Here is a 16,805-nt window from a genome sequence, read left to right on the forward strand (position 1 = left end):
ACTCACCTGCGTAACAATGGCTCGAAAATTACGGGAGCCCACGTGGAACTGACCGGACGGGTGGTCGTGCTGACCGGCGCGGCCCACGGGATCGGGGCGGCGATGGCCCGCCGCTTCGCCGCGGAAGGCGCGGCGGGGGTCGTCGTGTCCGACGTCGACGCCGCCGGCGCCGGCCGGGTGGCCGACGAGATCACCGACCTGGGCGGGCGCGCGATCGCCGTGACCGCCGACGCGACGTCCAAAAAGGACCTGAAGACGCTGGTCGCGGCGGCCCGCGCCGAGTTCGGCGAGGTGGACCTGTTCTGCGCCAACGCGGGCGCGGCGTTCGGCACCGGCGTCCACGCGGCGGACGAGCAGTGGGCGAGGTCGTGGGAGATCAACGTCATGCAGCACGTCCACGCCGCGCAGGTCGTGCTGCCCGCGATGCTCGCCCGCGGCGAGGGCTACCTGCTGATCACGGCGTCCGGCGCCGGGCTGCTCGGCACGCCCGGCGACGCGCCGTACTCGGTCACCAAGCACGCGGCCGTCGGCCTCGCGGAGTGGCTGGCGATCACCTACCGGCCGCGCGGGGTGCGGGTCAGCGCGCTGTGCCCGCTGGGCGTCCGCACGGCACTGCTCGAACCCGGCATCGCCGCCGGTCACCCGGCCGCGCTGGCGATCGCCGCGGCGGCACCGCTGCTCGAACCCGAAGACGTCGCCGAGGCGGTCGTGGCCGGGCTCGGCGCGGAGGAGTTCCTGATCCTGCCGCACGCTTCGGTGCGGGAAGCGTTCCTGCGCAAGGCCGGCGCGGTCGACGCGTGGATCGACGAGATGGCCGTCCAGGGAGGCTGAGGAGTGGAGTACCGCAGGATCGGCGCGAGCGGGCTCGCCGTGAGCGAGATCGCCTACGGCAACTGGCTGACGCACGACGCCCCCGGCTGCGTCGCCGCGGCGCTGGACGCCGGCGTCACGACGTTCCACACCGCGGCGGCCTGGGACGGCGGCGCGGCGGAAACCGCGTTCGGGCGGGCCTTCTCGGGGATGCGCCGCGACGACCTCGTGCTGTGCACCGGCGTGTTCTGGCCCGAGGGTCCCGGCCCGAACGACGCCGGGCTGAGCCGCAAGCACGTGCTCGCGTCGCTGGAGGGCTCGCTGCGGCGGCTGCGCACCGACCACGTCGACGTCTACCAGCTGCTGCGCTTCGACTACCGGACCCCGGTCGCGGAGACGTTCCTCGCGCTCTCGGACGTCGTGCGGCAAGGGAAGGTCCGGTACGTCGGCACGGCGGAGTGGACGGCCGAGCAGCTGCTGCAGGCGCACGAGGCGGCCGCGCGCTACGACGTCCCGCTGATCAGCAACCAGCCGCACTACTCGATGCTGTGGCGGGTGCCCGAGGCGCAGGTGATGCCGGTGGGCGAGCGGATCGGCGTCGGGCAGTTCGCGTCGGTGCCGCTGGCGCAGGGCGTGCTGACCGGCAAGTACCGCGACGGGCGCGTCCCGGCGGGTTCGCGCGGGGCCGGTCCGGCGCACGCGCGGCCGCTGCTGATGCCGGAGCTGCTGGGGCGCGTCGAGCTGCTGCGCGGCGTCGCGGACGACGTGGGGCTGACGATGGCGCAGCTCGCGCTGGCGTGGACGCTGCAGCACGAGACGGTCGCGTCCGCGGTCGTGGGCGCGAGCACGCCGGAGCAGGTCACCGAGAACGCGAAGGCCGCCGGCGTCCGGCTGGACCTCGACGTCCTGACCCGTGTCGACCACCTGCTCGGCAGCTTCGTGCAGACCGACCCGCGGCTGGTGTGGTCGCCTCCGGCCTTCTCAGCGTCTTCAGCCTGAGCCGAGGCAGACGAAGGGGCGGCGGAACGGGTCGACGGCGATCGCGTCGGCCAGCGCCAGCGCGGGGCTGTCGCGGACGGCCAGCGCGCGGTAGTAGTCGTCCATCGCGGCCGCCGACGCGAGGTCGCCGACGCGCGACAGCGGCGCGATGACCGTGCGGGAGCCACTGGCGAGCAGGGCGCTGGCGAAGCCGAGGGCCTCGTCGCCGGGCCGGATCCGGTTGAGCGCGAGCTCGCACGCGGCGAAGACGACCTGACGCGGCGGCTGCCGCAGCCCGGCCATCTCGTGCCCGAAGAGCGCACCGTCGGCGAGTTCGAGGCGGGAGAACAGCGCGTTCTCCGGCTCGTGCGCGCCGTGCGCGGCGAAGTGGGCGAGCTTGGCGCCGTCCATCGCGCGCAGCACGGACTTCACGGTGGCCTTGGCGCCGGTCATGGTCGTCGCGGTGCGGTAGTGCGTGGTCAGCTTCTCCAGCTCACCGCGCGCGCCGGCCAGGCCGGGCCCGCGCACGAGCACGATCTTGCGGGCGCGCGGCGACTTCGTCAGCTCGGCGGCGAGCCAGGCGGTCGCCGACGGCGCGACGACGGTGGGCCGCCCCCGCAGCCCCGGCAGGACGCCCCACGGCACGGCGTAGAGCGGGCCGGTCGGGACGATGACGAGATCGCGGTCGCCGATCGTCTCGGCCAGGGGCTGGATGAGCTGGGTGTCGAGCTTGTCGGCCTGCTTGCGCGCCGACGCCATGACGACCTCGGCGAGCCGTTCGGGCAGGTTGTCGGGCGCGAGGGCGTCGAGGTCGACGTTGAGCACGCGCCCGGACTCGGCGGCGGCGCCGGCGGACCCGAGCCGCACGAGCCGGCACTCGCCCCCGGCCACGACGACGGCGACGAGCTCGTCCCCGGAAGCGGCGAAGCTGACCATGGCCCGGTCGCCGAGCCGGTCGGAGACCTCGTCGAGCCCGGCCACCGGCCGCGGCCGTCCCCACCGGCCGGTGTGCCAGCCGAGCCGCTGGGCCTCCCGCAGGCGTTCGTTGTACTTCGCCCGCAGCCCGGCGATGGGGTGCCCGTCGTGCTGGGCCTCCTGGATGGCCTGCCCGAGGCCCCGAACTTCGGCGACGCGCGCGGCGAGCTCGGGATCGGTCCCGGCGGACAGCGGTTCGTACCGGTAGGTCTGCGCGCGAGTGCGTTCGAGCCAGACGAAGAGGCGCCGGGCATCGTTGCGTTCGAGCACGAGCTTGACGGCGAGGTCGGCGAGCTCTTGGCCGTGGAGGGCGGTCCCGGAGACGAGGTCGAGCCCGCCCATCCGGTCGCGAACGGCGTCGAGCTCGGTGAGGCCCGAGCGGATTTCGGTGAGGGCTTTGGCCCGGTTCCCCTGAGCGACGGCGAGCTCGGCCCGGCAGAGGCGGCGCAGCATCCGGTAGTCGATGGGGGTGAGCTGCCCGGGGCGGGGGACCTTGTCGAGGGTCTCGACGGCGCGTTTGAGGTTGCCACGCCGGATGTCGAGGCGGACGGCGAGCATCCGCGCGGTGGCGGCTTGGTCGGCCAGCTGCGGGGTCGGCATCTTCGCCGCCGTGTTGATCGCCCGAGTCGGCAACGCGGCGGGAACGCGATCCGCACGCAGCGCTTCCCGGGTGTCCGCGTGCAGGCCGACGATCGTCGCGTTGGCCGTGCACGTGCGGCAGCCCGCGCGCTGCATACCGCGGCGTGCGGATGATGCCATCTGCCGGGCGAGCTCGATGTCGTCGTTCAGCAGCGCGGCAGAAGCCCGGTGGAGTTCCGCGAACGCCAGCTCGCGAGTGATCACCTGATCGTTCCGCATGAGCTCGAGCACTTCGTCGAGGTGACCCGCGGCTTCCTCGGCCAACCCCGCTGCCAGGAGCGCCTCCGCCTGCTCGAGCCGGAGCAGCGCCGGAACTTCCCGGTCCAAAGCGCGGTAGGTGCGCTCGCTCTCCTCATACAGCCGCAACGCCTCCGGAACGTCGCCGGTCCGGTGCGCCAGCCCACCGAGGGTGCGCCGCACATCCGCGGCGACGGCACCCAGCTCGTACTTTTCGGCGAGCTCGATGGACCGGGTCAGGTCCGCCCGGGCCAAGGCGACGTTGCCGAGCTTCGTGTGGGACCACCCGCGGGTCGAAAGGGTCTGGACGAAGGCGCCCATCCGCGCTTCCGGGTGGGGTCCGTGCTCCAGGCGGTATTCGTGGTGCGCGATCGACTGGTCGAAGTACTCGATGCTCTCCTCGTAGCGCCCGACAGTCATCAGCTTCACGGCGTAGTTGTGGTTGAGCGAGCCGTCGAGCTCGGCCCGCAGCACCGGCTCGGTGACCGTGCTGACCAGCAGACGAACATCGTCCAGTCCGGCCAGCCCGGCGGGCACGTCTCCGGTGATCTCGGTCGACATCGCGGCCAGTGTGCTGGCCAGCCGGATCCGGGTGACCAGCCAGTCGGTGCGGTACTCGTCGGGCACCGGGTGAATGGAGTCCAGCATGCCCATCCCGCGGCGCAGCAACCTGACACCTTCGCGATAACGTCCGACGCACGAGGCGTCGGCGGCATCCTTCTGAAGGGCGCGGACCCGGTCGATGACACCAGGCGGGTCCAGGTTTGTCACAGGCACTCCCCTATGACAGCACAGCTCGTGACGAAATGACGCCCGCCTACCGGTCGAAGATCGGCAGGCGGGCGATCACAGCTTGGTGAAGCTCAGGACTTGACGACCTGGTAGCAGGGCGACCCGCAGTTCGGCGTCATGATCGGGCCGTCCTTGAGCGGCGGGTGGTCGATGTGCACCCAGCCGTGCTCGTCGGGCTCCGGAACCACCGGGCCGGCCTTCTCGACCGGCTCCGGGGTTTCCTCCGGCTTGGTGTCCGTGGGCGTCGACATGGTCGATCTCCTCTCCCCTGGGGATCTGCATGGGGACGCTCGCCGTGACGGTGAGTCCCCCTCGCGGGGCCCTCTCCCCGCGAACGGCCCAATAGTTGCACAACGGAGCAGTGATCGGGAGGGTTTTCGCTACGGAAAGTCAGTCCGACGTCCGTGATCAGGCGAAACGTCTGGGTTGGAACGTCCTAACGAGTGAACTCTGTAACGACGTCCATTGGGGACGTGCATCCCGCTGGGTGGCGGAGTGGGGCGTCGTCCAAGTGCGGAGCGCGATCTCGCGCCCGCCCGGGTGACCGGTTTCGGCCAGGGGCTGACCGGATCCGGCCGCGGGTCGGAAGCGCCGTCGCGAAGGCGTGCGTCACCCACTCCCCTGGCCCACCTCGGCCAGGGGAGTCCTCTGTAGACAGTCAGCCCCGCTTGGCCGACACCGCCTGGTGGATCGCGCTCACCAGCCGCACGTTCTCGGGCGCCGCGCCGCCCGGGAACGCGAACCGGCGGCGGTTGTACCCGTACGCCAGCCCGCTCCGCGGATCCGCGAACGCCTGGGACCCCGCCGCGCCGCTGTGGCCGAACGCTCCCTGCCCCAGCACCGGGTAGTCGTCCGACACCGCCGCGAAACCGAGCCCGAAAGCGTTGCGGTTGCGGGTCGACAGGTCGTAGCCCGCCGAGTGGATCTGGGCGAACTCGGCCGCCGTCTCGGGGTTCAGCAGGTCGGTCGCCGCGGCGTACATCCCCGCCAGGCCGCGGGCCGACGCGACGCCGCCCACCGAAGCCGGGCTCAGCTGCCGGACCAGCTTGATGTTCGGGAGGTCCCAGAGCTCCGGGGCCTTCGGGTGGTTGCGGTTGAACGCGATGCCGGTGATGCTGTCCGCGCCCGTCGCGCCGGCCTCCAGCTGGGCCAGCTGCTCCGGCGTCGGCAGCATCGGCTGCGTCGTCAGGAACCGGGGCTCCAGCTCCTCCGGCAGCCCGAGGTAGAAGTCCAGCCCGAACGGCTTCCGGACGCGCTCCTCGTAGTGCTCCTGGATGCTGCGGCCGGTCACGCGGCGGACGACTTCGCCGGTCAGGGCGCCGATCACCAGCGCGTGGTAGCCGAACTGCGTGCCGGGCCGCCAGTACGGCCGCTGCGGGGCGAGCCGCTCGGCGATCACGCGGTCGTCGGCGAGCTCCTCCGCGGTGAAGCCGTCGTCCGCGCCCACGACGCCGGCGCGGTGCGCGAGCAGCTCCCGCAGCGTGATCGCGGCCTTGCCCGCCGCGCCGAACTCCGGCCAGTAGTGGCTGACGCGCTGGTCGAGGTCGAGCACGCCGTCCTGCACGAGCAGCGCGACCACCAGGTGCGCCGCGCCCTTGGTCGAGGAGAAGACGCCGGTGAGCGAGTCGCCGGTGAATTCGGGCCCGGTCCACAGGTCGACGACGCGTTCACCGTCGACGTGCGCGACGAGCTGGGCGGCGTAGTCCCCGCCCTCGTCGATCGCGACGGCGGCGAACTCCTTGCGGACGGCCTCGAACCCGTCGGCGACGGTCCCCTGGATGTGCTCGGACGACATGGCGGCTCCCTCAGTGATCTTCAGCCTGTGCCTGGAGTCAACCCGCGCGGTTCCCGGGTATTCCGCGCAACGACGGCGATCGCGTCGCTCGGCCCGGCCCGGTAGAAGTCCCCGCCCGGCGGGTACCACCGGATCATGAAGCTGACCTCCACCGTGCTCGGCGCGCCCGATCCGCGCGCGCTCGCCGAGTTCTACTCCAAGCTGCTCGGCTGGCCGATCAAGACCGATGAGCCGGAGTGGGTGACCCTGCGCCCGGACGACGGCAGCGCCGGGCTGTCCTTCCAGCTGGAGCGCGACCACATCGCGCCGGTGTGGCCGCCCGCCGGGGGCGCCCAGCAGATGCAGCTGCACCTCGACATCGAGGTCGACGACCTCGCCGCGGCGACGGCGGAAGCGACCGCCGCGGGCGCGGTCGTCGCGGACTTCCAGCCGCAGGACGACGTCCGCGTCTGCTTCGATCCGGCCGGGCACCCCTTCTGCCTCTGGACGCGTGAATGACGTGACGCCCCGCGTTCGTCCGGTCACAGGATCCGCTATGTTCGGCTGAGGTCCTGTTTCCGGCGAACGGAGTTGAGTCCCGTGGGGGTGCACCGGATCTGGCACCACGGACTGGTCCCCACCGAGGGAAAACGCCCCCTGGACGCCTTGCGCAGCAGGCTGATCGCGCGCCAGCGGCAGCACGACGACTACACGGTCGCCGACCTCGGCTCGTCCGACGACGGCGGATCGCGCCGGTGCGACCTCAAGTTCGGCTGGACGGACGGTCGAGGCCGCTACTCCGTTCAGGTATTGCTTTCCCTGTGCTACCACGCCGGCGAAGACCGCGTGGCGTGGCTGCTGGCCGCCGCGTGCACGCGGCCGTGGCGCAGCTGCCACGAAGCGCCGGCGCAGCGGATCGGGCTGGAGGAGCTCGGCGCGAGCGGCAGTGACGAAATCCCGATCGAAGCCCCGGTTCTCGCGATGCGCGGATGGTCTCGCGAGGAGTGCGACCGCGTCGCGGAACTGCTGGGCGAGGCGCTGGTCGCGGAATGGCGGACGTCGGCGGTGCTGGTGCTCACCGAACCGCCGACGGTCCCGGTCGACGGCTGGCCCGGCCTGGTCAACGTGTTCGACGTCGACGACCGCTTCCGCCGCACCCTCAACCAGCACGTCCCGCTCGGCTACGAGGTGCCGCAGGGCGCGCGGCTGTACGCGCCGCTGTGCGACCAGCTCCCCGACTTCGTCGAGACGGCCAGCCCGGTGTCCGGCGAGGCGCTCCAGGGCGCCATCACACGGCTGCTGCAGGCGCGCGGCCGCACGCCGCTGCCGGAGGAATGGGCCGAGGTGCCGAGCGTGAAGGCCTGGTACGCCGCGGATCCGTTCGACGCACCGGAACGGGAACCGGACGCCGAGCTGACGGACAAGCTGGACCGCGCCGAGCGCGAGCTGGCCGAGGCACGCGGGGTCATCACGATCCTGCGCAAGAAGGCGAAGGCCGACACCGAGGAACGGGACCGGCACGCGAGCGAGGCGAAGGCGCTCCGGCGCCGGCTCGACGAACTGTCCGCGGTCGACGTCCCGGGCCTGCGGACGCAGCTCGCGCAGCTGCAGGGGGCAGTGGACGACTACGCGCGCGCGTTCGAGGAGACGGAGGCCGAGCGCGACGAGCTCAGGCGCGTGAACGGGCTCCTGGCGGGCACGCTGGCCCGGTTCCACGACGCCGACGACGAGGTCGCCGCCGCCGAGCGGCCGCCCGAGGAGTTCCCCAGCTTCGCCGAGCTGATCGGCGCCGCGGCGGCGACGCTCAAGCACCTCGCGATCACGGCCGAGCCGGCGCCCGCCGCGATCCTCGACCACCACCCGAAAGCCACGGCGTGGCGCCGGAAGGCGTGGGACGCGCTGCGCACCCTCGACGCGTACGCGAGCGCGCGCACGACGTTGCTCGACGCGGGCCAGGACCCCGGGCCCGAGCTGTCGGACGTGCTCGCGTTCGCCCGCACCGGCCAGCCGGGCTCGCTGATCAGCGCCAACATCATCGCCCTGGCCGAGTCGGACACGGTGACCACGAACGAGCGGCTCCGACAGGCGCGGACGTTCCGCGTCGACCCGCGGACGAACCCGGCGGGCCGCGACTACTTCGGCGCCCACATCGCCCTGGAGCGCTTCAAGGCGCCGGCGCCGCGGCTGCACTTCCTCGACGACACCGACCGCACGGGCACGGTGTACGTCGGCTACCTCGGCGCCCACCTGCCGACGTCGAAGACCAACTGAGCGAGAATCGGGCGCATGACGGAGACCAAGTACCTGGCGTACTGCTGGGTGGCCCGCGGCGACCGGGTGCTGTTCCTCCGGCGCGGGCCGGGCGTGTTCCTCGCGGGCCGGTGGGAGCTGCCGGGCGGAACGGTCGAGCCGGACGAGGACTTCGAAGCGGCGGCGATCCGCGAAGTCGTGGAGGAGACGGGGTTGAAGGTCCAGGTGACGGGCGAGCTGTCCCGCACCGCGTGGCCGGACATCGCGGGACGCGCGCTGGAGATCCGGGCGTTCGTCTACACGGTGGAGGAGGACGGCGCGGGAGACGTCGTGCTGAACCCGGAGGAGCACGACGACTTCGCGTGGCTGACGCCGGAGGAGGCGCGCGGCCTGGAGATGGCGCAGCACTTCCGCCGGTTGCTCTGAGGCGCGGCTCAGCGGGTCGGGCAGGATTGCGGCATGACGTCGTCGCCGGATTGGCTCAGCCGTTACGAGAGCGGGCAGCGGGACCAGGTGTGGCACGAGCTGCGCGGGCTCGGCAGCCGCGTCCGGGAATCCGAATGGGCCGGGGAAGCGCAGCTCGTCTGCGACGAGATGGCCCGGCGTGCGCGGCACAACGTCGAAGTCCTCGTCGAACGACTGTCCGAAGACGGCTACCGCTTCCACACCAACGACGACGAGCAGGCGCCGGTGCCGGCCCACATCCCGCCGACCCCGGCGGCGTCCGCGTACGCGGCCTGGCTGCGGCAGCGGTTCGACGCCGTACCGATGACGCTGCTGTCGTGGTTGCGGATCGTCGGCGACGTCTGGCTCGTGGGCACGCACCCGAAGTGGCCCACGTCGGCGGCCGCCGATCCGCTGGTGATCGAGCTGGAGGGGGCCCGCCTTCCCGGCGAGCCGATGCGCGAGTACGTCGAGGAGGAGTGGGCCGAGTGGCTGGATCGCCGGACGGACGACCCCGGCACGGCCGGGTTGTTCGAGCTGCCCGTCGCGCCCGATCGGCTGCACAAGGACAACACCAGCGGTGGTTCGCCCTACGGCATCGTCCTGCCGGACGACTGCGCCGACGGCATGTTCACCTGGGAGACGCCGATGCCGTTCGTCTCGTACCTGAATTGGGTCTTCCGCAACGGCGGTTTCCCGTGGTCGTCGGGCGAGCAAGGTCAGTGGGACGTGCGGTTCCGCCTCGCCGGAGACATGTTGCCGCTTTGACGATCGAGGGAAGGTGACTCCCGTGGCGAGTCTGCACGTCGGCTGTGCGATGTGGACCCACAAGGCGTGGCCGGGGCGGTTCCTGCCACCGTCGCTGCCGGCCAAGGAGCGTCTGCGGGCGTACGCGGGCTGGTGCAACGCCGTCGAAGGCAACACCACCTTCTACGCGACTCCCGCCCGGGCCACCGTCGCGACCTGGGCGGAGCAGACCGGCCCGGACTTCCGGTTCGTGGTCAAGCTGCCCAAGGTCGTCACGCACGAGCGCCGGTTCGCAGGAGTCGAGACGGAGATGCGCGCGTTCCTCGACGCGATCGAGCCGCTCGGCGACCGCGCGGTCCTGTGGACGCAGCTGCCCGGCGCGTTCGGCCCGTCGGACGTCGACGCGCTCGGCCGTTTCTTACGCCGCCTTCCCGTCAACCGCCGGCGCGCGGTGGAGGTGCGCCACCCCGGCTTCTTCACCGACGCGGGTTCGACGTCGCTGCTGGAGGGAACGCTCGCGGCCGCGGACGCCGAGTGGGTGCCGTTCGACACCACGGTGTTCTTCCGGAGCCCGCCGGTAAGCGAGGCGGAACAGGAGGCGTGGGCCAAGAAACCGAGGCTGCCGCGCCGAACCCGGGCGCTGACCGACCAGCCGATCGTCCGTTATCTGGGCCGCGACTCGGTCGAGGAGACGGTGCTCGGGTGGCAGCCGTGGGTCGAGGTGGTGGCGGGTTGGCTGCGCGAGGGCCGGTCGCCGACGGTGTTCGTGCACACGCCGGACAATGTGGACGCGCCAGCGCTGGCCCGCCGGTTTCACGACGAGGTGCGGGCGCTGGTGTCCGGAGTGGACCCGTTGCCCGAGCCGGAGCCGGTCGAGCCCGCGACGCTGTTCTGAGCCGGCGGTCGACCCGGCGCGGTCATTCTGCCGAAATCTCCCGGATTTCGACGACCTTGGTGCTGTAGTGGGCACCGTTCACGACGGTGGTCTCGACGCTGACCTCGAAGTGTTTCAGCTTCTTCAGCCTACGAAGGAACTTCCGGTCGCCGAGCTTCTCCGCCGCGGCCGCGGTGCCGTGTTCCCAGCACCCCGCCACGATGACGATCTCCGCCTTGTCCGGCGCCAAGGGGTTCGGCGTCCGGATGATCAAGGCGTGGTCGCTGACCGGATAACCCGCCTCGTCGTATTGCGGCGCCAGAACCCGGCCGGATCTCAGGTCGTGCACCACGGCTGCCTCGTGGTCCGGGTCGTCGGCGAAGGCGTAGGAGATCACGCCGTTCAGCTTCGCCAGCATCGTGCGCGTCACGGCGTTCGCCACCGGGCCGCCGATCAGGACGAGGTCCGAACTCAAGTCACGCGGCGACAACTGCTTCGACTCGGCGATCTTCCCGGCGAAGCCGAGTTTGCGGAGCTGGGCTTCGATTTCCACGAGGGCCCCGATGTCGCCCATGCCCACCACACCGGCCCTGGCCCACCGCCGATGGGGTCCGAAATCGTGAGCTCCCAAGACGATGAACGGGCGACGGCCACCCAGCGCCCGCCAGAACCTGCGCGCGCGGAGCAGCCTGAGGCGTCGTCTCGCGTTCGTCGCCGACCAGACCAGTACGCCGCCGATGGCCGCCGCGATCAGATTGCTGGAGATGTCGGGGAAGGCCTGGACCAGCCAGCCGCCGACACCTCCGACAGCCAGCCCCATGCACGGCCCCCCGTCGGCAAGATCTCCTCATCCCAGTCGCGCTCCGCCCGCAGGCCGTTACGGAGAAGCGGGCCGTCTCCCTCGGTTCAAGGGAGACGGCCCGGGAACTCAGCCGTGCGCCGCGGCCAGTGCGGCTGTCGGCTGGTCGGTCGCCGGCGGCATCAGCTTCGGGTACTCCTTCTGGAACTTCTCGATCATCGTGGCGGACGGGATGATCCGGTTCGGGTTGCCCTGGGTCGTCGCCTGCTTCTCGCCCCACGCGCCGGCGGCCTTGCGCTGCTCCGGCGTTCCGTGGCTGTGGTAGCAGTCGCCGATGGAGGCGTCCAGGTACTGGACCTCCTGCTGGGTGCGGGAGTTCCACGCGAAACCCTTGGCGTGCGCCACGAAATAGCCGCCGTACGCGTCGGGGCCCATCTCGGACGACTCGTTGCGCGGGTAGTTTTCGTGGGCGAAGTCGACCTGGTGGCCGTACTCGTGGCCGACGACGGACTCCACCGAAACGTCGTCGAACCCGAGGACGTTCACCGTGTCGAGCAGGCCGTCGCCGAGGGCCACGCGCTTGCCGCCGAGGCTGCCGGCCGGGGCGGAGAACGCGTTCAGGGTCAGCAGCGGGTTGCGGCCGCCCTGCATCGCCGGCACCTCGTAGAGCACCTTGGTGGCGAGCGCGGCGGCGTCCTTCACCTTCGCCGGCGCGAGACCCAGGCTGAAGGTCTGCGCCATCTTCGCCTGGCTGCCGAGATCGGTGCCCTTCCAGGCGACGAGCTGGATGTTCCAGCTCTCGATGTCCCAGAAGCCGCGCAGCTTGTCGATCGTGGCGGTGGCGCGCGGGGTGTACTGGCCGTCGGTGCCGAAGACCTGCGTGGTCTTGTCGGACGTGACGCCCTGGACGTAGAGCTGGCTGAGCCCCGACAACGCGTCGAGCGCCTGGCCTTCGAGCGGGGTCAGCTGGGACGCGAGCTTGTTCGCGTACGTCAGCAGCGAACCCTCGGTGCAGCCCGGGATCGGGCCCGCCGCGGCCTGGCTCCGCGGGCCGATGCGCGGGACGGGCGACTCGATGAGCCGGTCCACACCGCGCAGAGCGTCCGCGGGCAGGCCGTTGTAGAGGTCGATGACGTCCTGGTACAGCTGCGCGACGTCCTGCTCGACGGTGGACGGTGCGGCCGCCGACGCGGGAATCGCCGTGGCGAGCGCGAGCGCCACCGCGGTGCTCGCCGCGGCCAGCGTTCTGCCGAGAAATCCGGTTCGATCGGGCAACGTGGTTTCCCCTCTTCTGTTCCGGTTCAAGATCACCAAGCACCGCCACAGTAGGGCGGTGATTGACAGCCGAACCGGCAGTGGGACAAGTCCCCCGGAATGGCCCACGTCTTCCGGAGGGTTTTCGCCCTGCGGACATCGGCCGAAAGTACTAGGAGACCGAAAACCTGTTGCACCACAGGACGTTCTGTCACGTCTTGCGCCTGCCGGAAAATTCTCCGAAGAGACTGTCGGATCCGGGTCGGGGCGTTCGTAGCAGGGGTGAGGGCGCCCGAACGGAGGCGGCGCCGAAGCCGAGGAGCGACCATGAAGCTGACCACCCTGACCCAGGTGACCTCGACGGGGTCGTGCAGGGCAACGGCGGCGCGTCCGACGAGGACCGCCGCGGCGGGTTCGAGCGCGGTGGCTGGGCCCTGGGGAAGGGCGACGACGACACCCGCGCGTTCGTCACGCGCACCTACCAGCACGCCGACGCGTTCCTGTTCGGCCGGCGCACCTACGAGCTGTTCGCCGCCGCCTGGGGACCTCAGCGCACCCACCCCGTCGGCGCCGCCCTGAACGCGGCCCGCAAGTACGTCGCCTCGACCACCCTCACCGCGCCGGCCTGGGAAAACTCGATCGTGCTCAAAGCAGACCTCGCCGCGGCCATCGAAGAACTGAAGGCCCAGCCCGGCGGCGAGCTGCAGGTGCACGGCAATGGCACCCTGATCCGGTGGCTGCCGGCGAACGACCTGGCCGACGAGCTGACCCGGCGCACGCGCCTGTTCCCGGAAACCGGCCCGGACCTCGCGCTCGACCTGGTTGACTCGCGGGTCGACCCGAAAGGCGTGACGATCCAGGTCCACCGGCCGGCCGGACGCCCGCGGTACGCGACGGCCCGACACAGGAGAACGTGCATGCAATACCTGGTTTCCGTGATCGACGACAAGAGCAACCCCGGCAGCACCGACCGGCAGCCCCTGATCAGCGAGTTCAACGACCGGCTGATCGCCGAGGGGTACTGGGTCTTCGCGGGCGGGCTCACCGACACCGACGCCGCCACCGTCATCGACAACCGGGGCGAGCAGGCGGTCGTCACCGACGGGCCCTACGTGGAGTCCAAGGAGTACCTCGCCGGCTTCTGGGTGTGGGAAGCGCCCGATCTCGACGTGGCGCTCAAGCTCGCCGCCGAGGCGTCGAAGGCCTGCGACCGGAAGATCGAGGTGCGGCCATTCCGGTGAACGACGTCGAAGAGGCGATCACCCGGGCCCACCACGCGGAGTGGGCCCGGGTGGTCGCCGCCCTGACCAGGCGCTTCGGTGACCTCGACATCGCCGAAGAAGCGGCCGCGGAAGCGTTCGCGATCGCCGTCGAGCGGTGGCCGTCCGACGGTGTGCCGCCGAACCCCGGCGCCTGGCTGACCACCACCGCCCAGCGCAAGGCCATCGACCGGATCCGGCGCGAGAGCAAGCGCGATGACAAGCAGAAGGAGGCGGGGCTGGTGTACGACGACGACCCGCCCGAACCCCTCGGCGCCATCGACGACGACCGGCTCCGGCTGGTCTTCACCTGCTGCCACCCGGCGCTCGCCGTCGAGGCCCGCTTGGCGTTGACGCTGCGCATGGTCGGCGGCCTGACCGTGCCCGAGATCGCCCGCGCCTTCCTGGTGGCCGAGCCCGCCATGGGCCAGCGGATCACCCGCGCGAAGGCCAAGATCAAGGCGGCCCGCATCCCCTACCGCGTGCCGTCCGCCGAGGACCTCCCGGCCCGCGTCTCCGGCGTGCTGACCGTCCTCTTCCTCGTGTTCAACGAGGGTTACCTGGCGACCGGCCCGGACACCGATCCGGTGCGCCACGACCTGACCGCCGAGGCGATCCGGCTCACCCGCCTGATCCACGCCCTGCTGCCGGACGACGGCGAGGTGACCGGGCTGCTGGCGCTGATGCTGCTCACCGAGGCCCGCCGCACCGCCCGGGTCTCGGCCGGCGGCGAGCTGGTCGCGCTCGACGAGCAGGACCGCGGGACCTGGGACGCCGGGCTGATCGCCGAGGGCCACCGGCTGGTCCGCGAGCGCCTGGCTGCCGGGGTGGCGCCGGGGCGCTACCAGATCCTGGCCGCGATCAACGCCGTGCACACGTCCGCCCGCGACATGCGCGACACCGACTGGTCGCAGATCCTCGCGCTCTACGACCAGCTCGTCCGCGTCGACGCTTCGCCGATCGTCGCGCTCAACCGGGCCGTCGCGGTCGCCGAGCTCGACGGCCCGCAGGTGGCGCTGGCGGCCGTCGACCAGCTGGAGCCCCAGCTGGCCGGCTACCACCCCTACCACGCCACCCGCGCCGACCTGCTGCGCCGGCTGGGCCGTGACCAGGAGGCGCGCGCGGCCTACGACAAGGCGATCGGGCTGGCGGGAAACACCGCCGAGACGGCGTCCCTGACCCGCCGCCGCGACCAGCTGGCTACCGCGGACTGAGGTACCGCAGCAGCACGCTGGCGCCGTCCGTGAGCACCGAAGCCAGCTCCAGCGACGCCGGGTCGATCGCCCCGCCGACCGCCGCCCGGCTCGACGAACCCGCGACCAGGAAAGGAGCCACCGTCAGGCGGAACTCGTCGACGACGCCGGCCTCGATCAGCGAGCCGAACAGCCGGGGCCCGCCCTCGCAGTCGATGCGGCCCAAGCCCTCCGCCACCAACGTCTCGACCACCTGCTTGGCCGAAACGCCCGTCGAGCCCGCGACGAACACCCGGGCGCCGTTCGCGGTCCACGCGTCACGCAGCGACGAAGGCGCCGCCTCGGACGTGAACACCAGCGTCGGGACCGCCGCCTTCGTGATCACCGGGGCGTCCGGGGGCAGCGACCGCCCGGTCGTCACCACCGCGACCGGGGCGATCGGGGCCAGGCCGAACCGGCGGCGGCGCTCGGCCGTGCGCTCGTCGGGGCGCATACCCTCGAAGCCCTCGGCCACCGCCGTGCCCGCGCCCACCAGCACGACGTCGGCGAGGTCGTTGCCCAGCCGGTAGACGATCCGGTCGGCCGCGGTCGACAGGCTCGCCGACCGGCCCTCGACCGTGATCGCGCCGTCCGCGCTGGACACGAAGTTGACCGCCACCCAGCGCGGGTCGGCCGGGTACCGGTACAGCTGCTCGAGCTCGTGGTCGTCCAGGCCGCGCTCGACCGGCCAGATCTGCCGGATCACTCCCATCGGACCGCCTTCGCCGGCGGGCGGGTGCCCGCGATGCTCGCCGCCATCTCGGCCACGTGCCGCGTCGCGCGCACGTGCCGGGTCCGGATGATCGCCGCGCCCGCCGACGCCGCGAGCGCCGCCAGCGCCAGGCCGGCCGGGGTCCCGTCGCCGGCCACCTCCAGCAGCACCGGGACGTCCTCGGGCAGGGACGGCGGCGACCGCAGCACTCCGACGTCCAGGACGAACCCGGGCAGGTCGGCCTTCGAAGAGCCGGCGTAACCGGCGCCGAAGCGCGCCGCGACGTCGCTGAGGTCGGTGCGCGCGAGGATCAGGTCCGCGCCGGCCGCGCAGCCGGCGGCCGCCACCGAGGCGTCCGCGGTGTCGACGGCCAGGACGAGATCGGGGAACTTCTCCCGCGTCCACGAGATCAGGGGTTCGACGCCGGTTCCGGCGAAACCCACGAGGTCGGCGCCGTCCTCGACGGCGCCCGAGACCGCCTCGCGCGCCGCGTCGGGCTCCGGGAGCACCTGGATCGCGGCCAGCACCAGCGCGCGGTCACTGCTCAACCGGCGGCCCCGGAAGACGAGGTCGGGGGTTTTCATCGCGCTCTCCCTGCTGGACATCCGGGCCTCGCGATCATAAGCGAGCCGGCAGGTGCGCGTACTTCACCGGCAGGTGGCGGGGCCTCGTCGCCGGGCCACCCGACCCGTGGCGGAGCTCCTCAGGAGGCGATGGCCTCGTTGATCGCCAGCAGCTCGTGCGCGGTGCGCGTGGCGGTGAATTCGATGACTTCGTAGCGGGCGAGCCGCTGGACGACGAAGGGGTCGCTGGCGAGCACGGCGTCGAGCTTGCCGCGCTGTACGGACCGCGTGAGGATCACGTGGTCGGCCGCGCCGTTCCCCTTTCCGGAAACGAGGAAGACCCCCCTGGTGAATTGTTTGCGCAACCATTCCGAATGGTCCGGGAGCGCGTAGTCGACTTCTGTTTCGGGCGCCGTGTAGGTCAGCAGGGCTATGTACATGATTCGATGGTAGAACTCTTCCGGTC

Annotated in this window: 17 protein-coding genes and 1 pseudogene; 10 read left to right on the plus strand and 8 right to left on the minus strand. The window is 71.8% G+C overall.

What is annotated here, in order from left to right; translation table 11 throughout:
- Positions 1-42: 42 nt before the first annotated feature.
- Together ACIRSS_RS12345 and ACIRSS_RS12350 are read left to right on the plus strand one after the other, a co-directional pair.
- Positions 43-831, plus strand: a complete 789-nt coding sequence (locus tag ACIRSS_RS12345; RefSeq protein ID WP_400893942.1) for an SDR family oxidoreductase — start codon at positions 43-45, stop codon at positions 829-831.
- Positions 832-834: 3 nt separating this feature from the next.
- Positions 835-1,809 carry an aldo/keto reductase gene (locus ACIRSS_RS12350; protein WP_400893943.1) on the plus strand — a complete coding sequence of 325 codons (975 nt, stop codon included), beginning with the start codon at positions 835-837 and terminating at the stop codon, positions 1,807-1,809.
- Here the strand turns inward: ACIRSS_RS12350 and ACIRSS_RS12355 are convergent.
- From ACIRSS_RS12355 to ACIRSS_RS12365, 3 genes are all read right to left on the minus strand, one after another.
- Complete coding sequence (locus tag ACIRSS_RS12355) at positions 1,801-4,410, minus strand: CHAT domain-containing protein (RefSeq protein ID WP_400893944.1); 2,610 nt, start codon at positions 4,408-4,410, stop codon at positions 1,801-1,803. The genes ACIRSS_RS12350 and ACIRSS_RS12355 overlap by 9 nt on opposite strands.
- 92 nt (positions 4,411-4,502) lie before the next feature.
- Positions 4,503-4,682: a hypothetical protein gene (locus ACIRSS_RS12360; RefSeq protein WP_400893945.1), complete on the minus strand. Its 180-nt coding sequence runs from the start codon at positions 4,680-4,682 to the stop codon at positions 4,503-4,505.
- Positions 4,683-5,089: 407 nt separating this feature from the next.
- On the minus strand, positions 5,090-6,226 hold the full coding sequence (locus tag ACIRSS_RS12365) for a serine hydrolase domain-containing protein (protein ID WP_400893946.1): 1,137 nt from the start codon (positions 6,224-6,226) through the stop codon (positions 5,090-5,092).
- A gap of 135 nt (positions 6,227-6,361) precedes the next feature.
- Between ACIRSS_RS12365 and ACIRSS_RS12370 the strand changes: the two genes are divergently transcribed.
- The 5 genes from ACIRSS_RS12370 (at position 6,362) to ACIRSS_RS12390 (ending at position 10,541) form a co-directional block, all read left to right on the plus strand.
- Entirely contained in the window at positions 6,362-6,724 is a 363-nt protein-coding gene (locus ACIRSS_RS12370) for a VOC family protein (RefSeq protein WP_400893947.1), read from the plus strand.
- Between the two features lie 81 nt (positions 6,725-6,805).
- On the plus strand, positions 6,806-8,476 hold the full coding sequence (locus ACIRSS_RS12375) for a hypothetical protein (protein ID WP_400893948.1): 1,671 nt from the start codon (positions 6,806-6,808) through the stop codon (positions 8,474-8,476).
- Between the two features lie 15 nt (positions 8,477-8,491).
- Positions 8,492-8,881: an NUDIX domain-containing protein gene (locus ACIRSS_RS12380; RefSeq protein ID WP_400893949.1), complete on the plus strand. Its 390-nt coding sequence runs from the start codon at positions 8,492-8,494 to the stop codon at positions 8,879-8,881.
- Between the two features lie 33 nt (positions 8,882-8,914).
- The gene (locus ACIRSS_RS12385; protein ID WP_400893951.1) at positions 8,915-9,667 is read left to right on the plus strand and encodes a hypothetical protein; all 753 of its coding nucleotides are present in this window, start codon (positions 8,915-8,917) and stop codon (positions 9,665-9,667) included.
- A 49-nt stretch (positions 9,668-9,716) separates the two neighbouring features.
- Positions 9,717-10,541, plus strand: a complete 825-nt coding sequence (locus tag ACIRSS_RS12390; RefSeq protein ID WP_400897424.1) for a DUF72 domain-containing protein — start codon at positions 9,717-9,719, stop codon at positions 10,539-10,541.
- A 22-nt stretch (positions 10,542-10,563) separates the two neighbouring features.
- Here the strand turns inward: ACIRSS_RS12390 and ACIRSS_RS12395 are convergent, their stop codons facing one another.
- Positions 10,564-11,340, minus strand: a complete 777-nt coding sequence (locus ACIRSS_RS12395; RefSeq protein WP_400893953.1) for a hypothetical protein — start codon at positions 11,338-11,340, stop codon at positions 10,564-10,566.
- Positions 11,341-11,448: 108 nt separating this feature from the next.
- Positions 11,449-12,594, minus strand: coding sequence for a hypothetical protein (locus ACIRSS_RS12400; RefSeq protein ID WP_400893955.1), 1,146 nt, complete (start codon positions 12,592-12,594; stop codon positions 11,449-11,451).
- A 306-nt stretch (positions 12,595-12,900) separates the two neighbouring features.
- On the opposite strand from ACIRSS_RS12400, the pseudogene ACIRSS_RS12405 reads away from it, so the two are divergent.
- The 3 genes and pseudogenes from ACIRSS_RS12405 to ACIRSS_RS12415 form a co-directional block, all read left to right on the plus strand.
- Positions 12,901-13,472 (plus strand): annotated as a pseudogene (locus ACIRSS_RS12405) (dihydrofolate reductase family protein); the annotation flags it as partial.
- A gap of 18 nt (positions 13,473-13,490) precedes the next feature.
- Positions 13,491-13,814, plus strand: coding sequence for a YciI family protein (locus ACIRSS_RS12410; protein ID WP_400897426.1), 324 nt, complete (start codon positions 13,491-13,493; stop codon positions 13,812-13,814).
- Positions 13,811-15,046, plus strand: a complete 1,236-nt coding sequence (locus tag ACIRSS_RS12415; RefSeq protein WP_400893957.1) for an RNA polymerase sigma factor — start codon at positions 13,811-13,813, stop codon at positions 15,044-15,046. Before ACIRSS_RS12410 ends, ACIRSS_RS12415 begins: the two co-directional genes overlap by 4 nt.
- Here the strand turns inward: ACIRSS_RS12415 and ACIRSS_RS12420 are convergent.
- The 3 genes from ACIRSS_RS12420 to ACIRSS_RS12430 form a co-directional block, all read right to left on the minus strand.
- On the minus strand, positions 15,033-15,770 hold the full coding sequence (locus tag ACIRSS_RS12420) for a dihydrofolate reductase family protein (RefSeq protein ID WP_400897428.1): 738 nt from the start codon (positions 15,768-15,770) through the stop codon (positions 15,033-15,035). The two genes, ACIRSS_RS12415 and ACIRSS_RS12420, sit on opposite strands and share 14 nt — an antisense overlap.
- Complete coding sequence (locus ACIRSS_RS12425) at positions 15,767-16,360, minus strand: dihydropteroate synthase (RefSeq protein WP_400893958.1); 594 nt, start codon at positions 16,358-16,360, stop codon at positions 15,767-15,769. Before ACIRSS_RS12425 ends, ACIRSS_RS12420 begins: the two co-directional genes overlap by 4 nt.
- A gap of 119 nt (positions 16,361-16,479) precedes the next feature.
- Positions 16,480-16,779: a YciI family protein gene (locus tag ACIRSS_RS12430; protein ID WP_400897430.1), complete on the minus strand. Its 300-nt coding sequence runs from the start codon at positions 16,777-16,779 to the stop codon at positions 16,480-16,482.
- Positions 16,780-16,805: the final 26 nt, after the last annotated feature.

It is taken from the genome of Amycolatopsis sp. NPDC101161 (assembly GCF_044768185.1).
GTDB lineage: Bacteria > Actinomycetota > Actinomycetes > Mycobacteriales > Pseudonocardiaceae > Amycolatopsis.

What these genes read in the sequence shown, in the direction of transcription:
- ACIRSS_RS12360 (WP_400893945.1), bottom strand. Translation starts at nt 4,682, where the DNA reads ATGTCGACGCCCACGGACACCAAGCCGGAGGAAACCCCGGAGCCGGTC.
- ACIRSS_RS12365 (WP_400893946.1), bottom strand. Translation starts at nt 6,226, where the DNA reads ATGTCGTCCGAGCACATCCAGGGGACCGTCGCCGACGGGTTCGAGGCC.
- ACIRSS_RS12370 (WP_400893947.1), top strand. Translation starts at nt 6,362, where the DNA reads ATGAAGCTGACCTCCACCGTGCTCGGCGCGCCCGATCCGCGCGCGCTC.
- ACIRSS_RS12380 (WP_400893949.1), top strand. Translation starts at nt 8,492, where the DNA reads ATGACGGAGACCAAGTACCTGGCGTACTGCTGGGTGGCCCGCGGCGAC.
- ACIRSS_RS12385 (WP_400893951.1), top strand. Translation starts at nt 8,915, where the DNA reads ATGACGTCGTCGCCGGATTGGCTCAGCCGTTACGAGAGCGGGCAGCGG.
- ACIRSS_RS12390 (WP_400897424.1), top strand. Translation starts at nt 9,717, where the DNA reads ATGTGGACCCACAAGGCGTGGCCGGGGCGGTTCCTGCCACCGTCGCTG.
- ACIRSS_RS12395 (WP_400893953.1), bottom strand. Translation starts at nt 11,340, where the DNA reads ATGGGGCTGGCTGTCGGAGGTGTCGGCGGCTGGCTGGTCCAGGCCTTC.
- ACIRSS_RS12410 (WP_400897426.1), top strand. Translation starts at nt 13,491, where the DNA reads ATGCAATACCTGGTTTCCGTGATCGACGACAAGAGCAACCCCGGCAGC.
- ACIRSS_RS12425 (WP_400893958.1), bottom strand. Translation starts at nt 16,360, where the DNA reads ATGAAAACCCCCGACCTCGTCTTCCGGGGCCGCCGGTTGAGCAGTGAC.
- ACIRSS_RS12430 (WP_400897430.1), bottom strand. Translation starts at nt 16,779, where the DNA reads ATGTACATAGCCCTGCTGACCTACACGGCGCCCGAAACAGAAGTCGAC.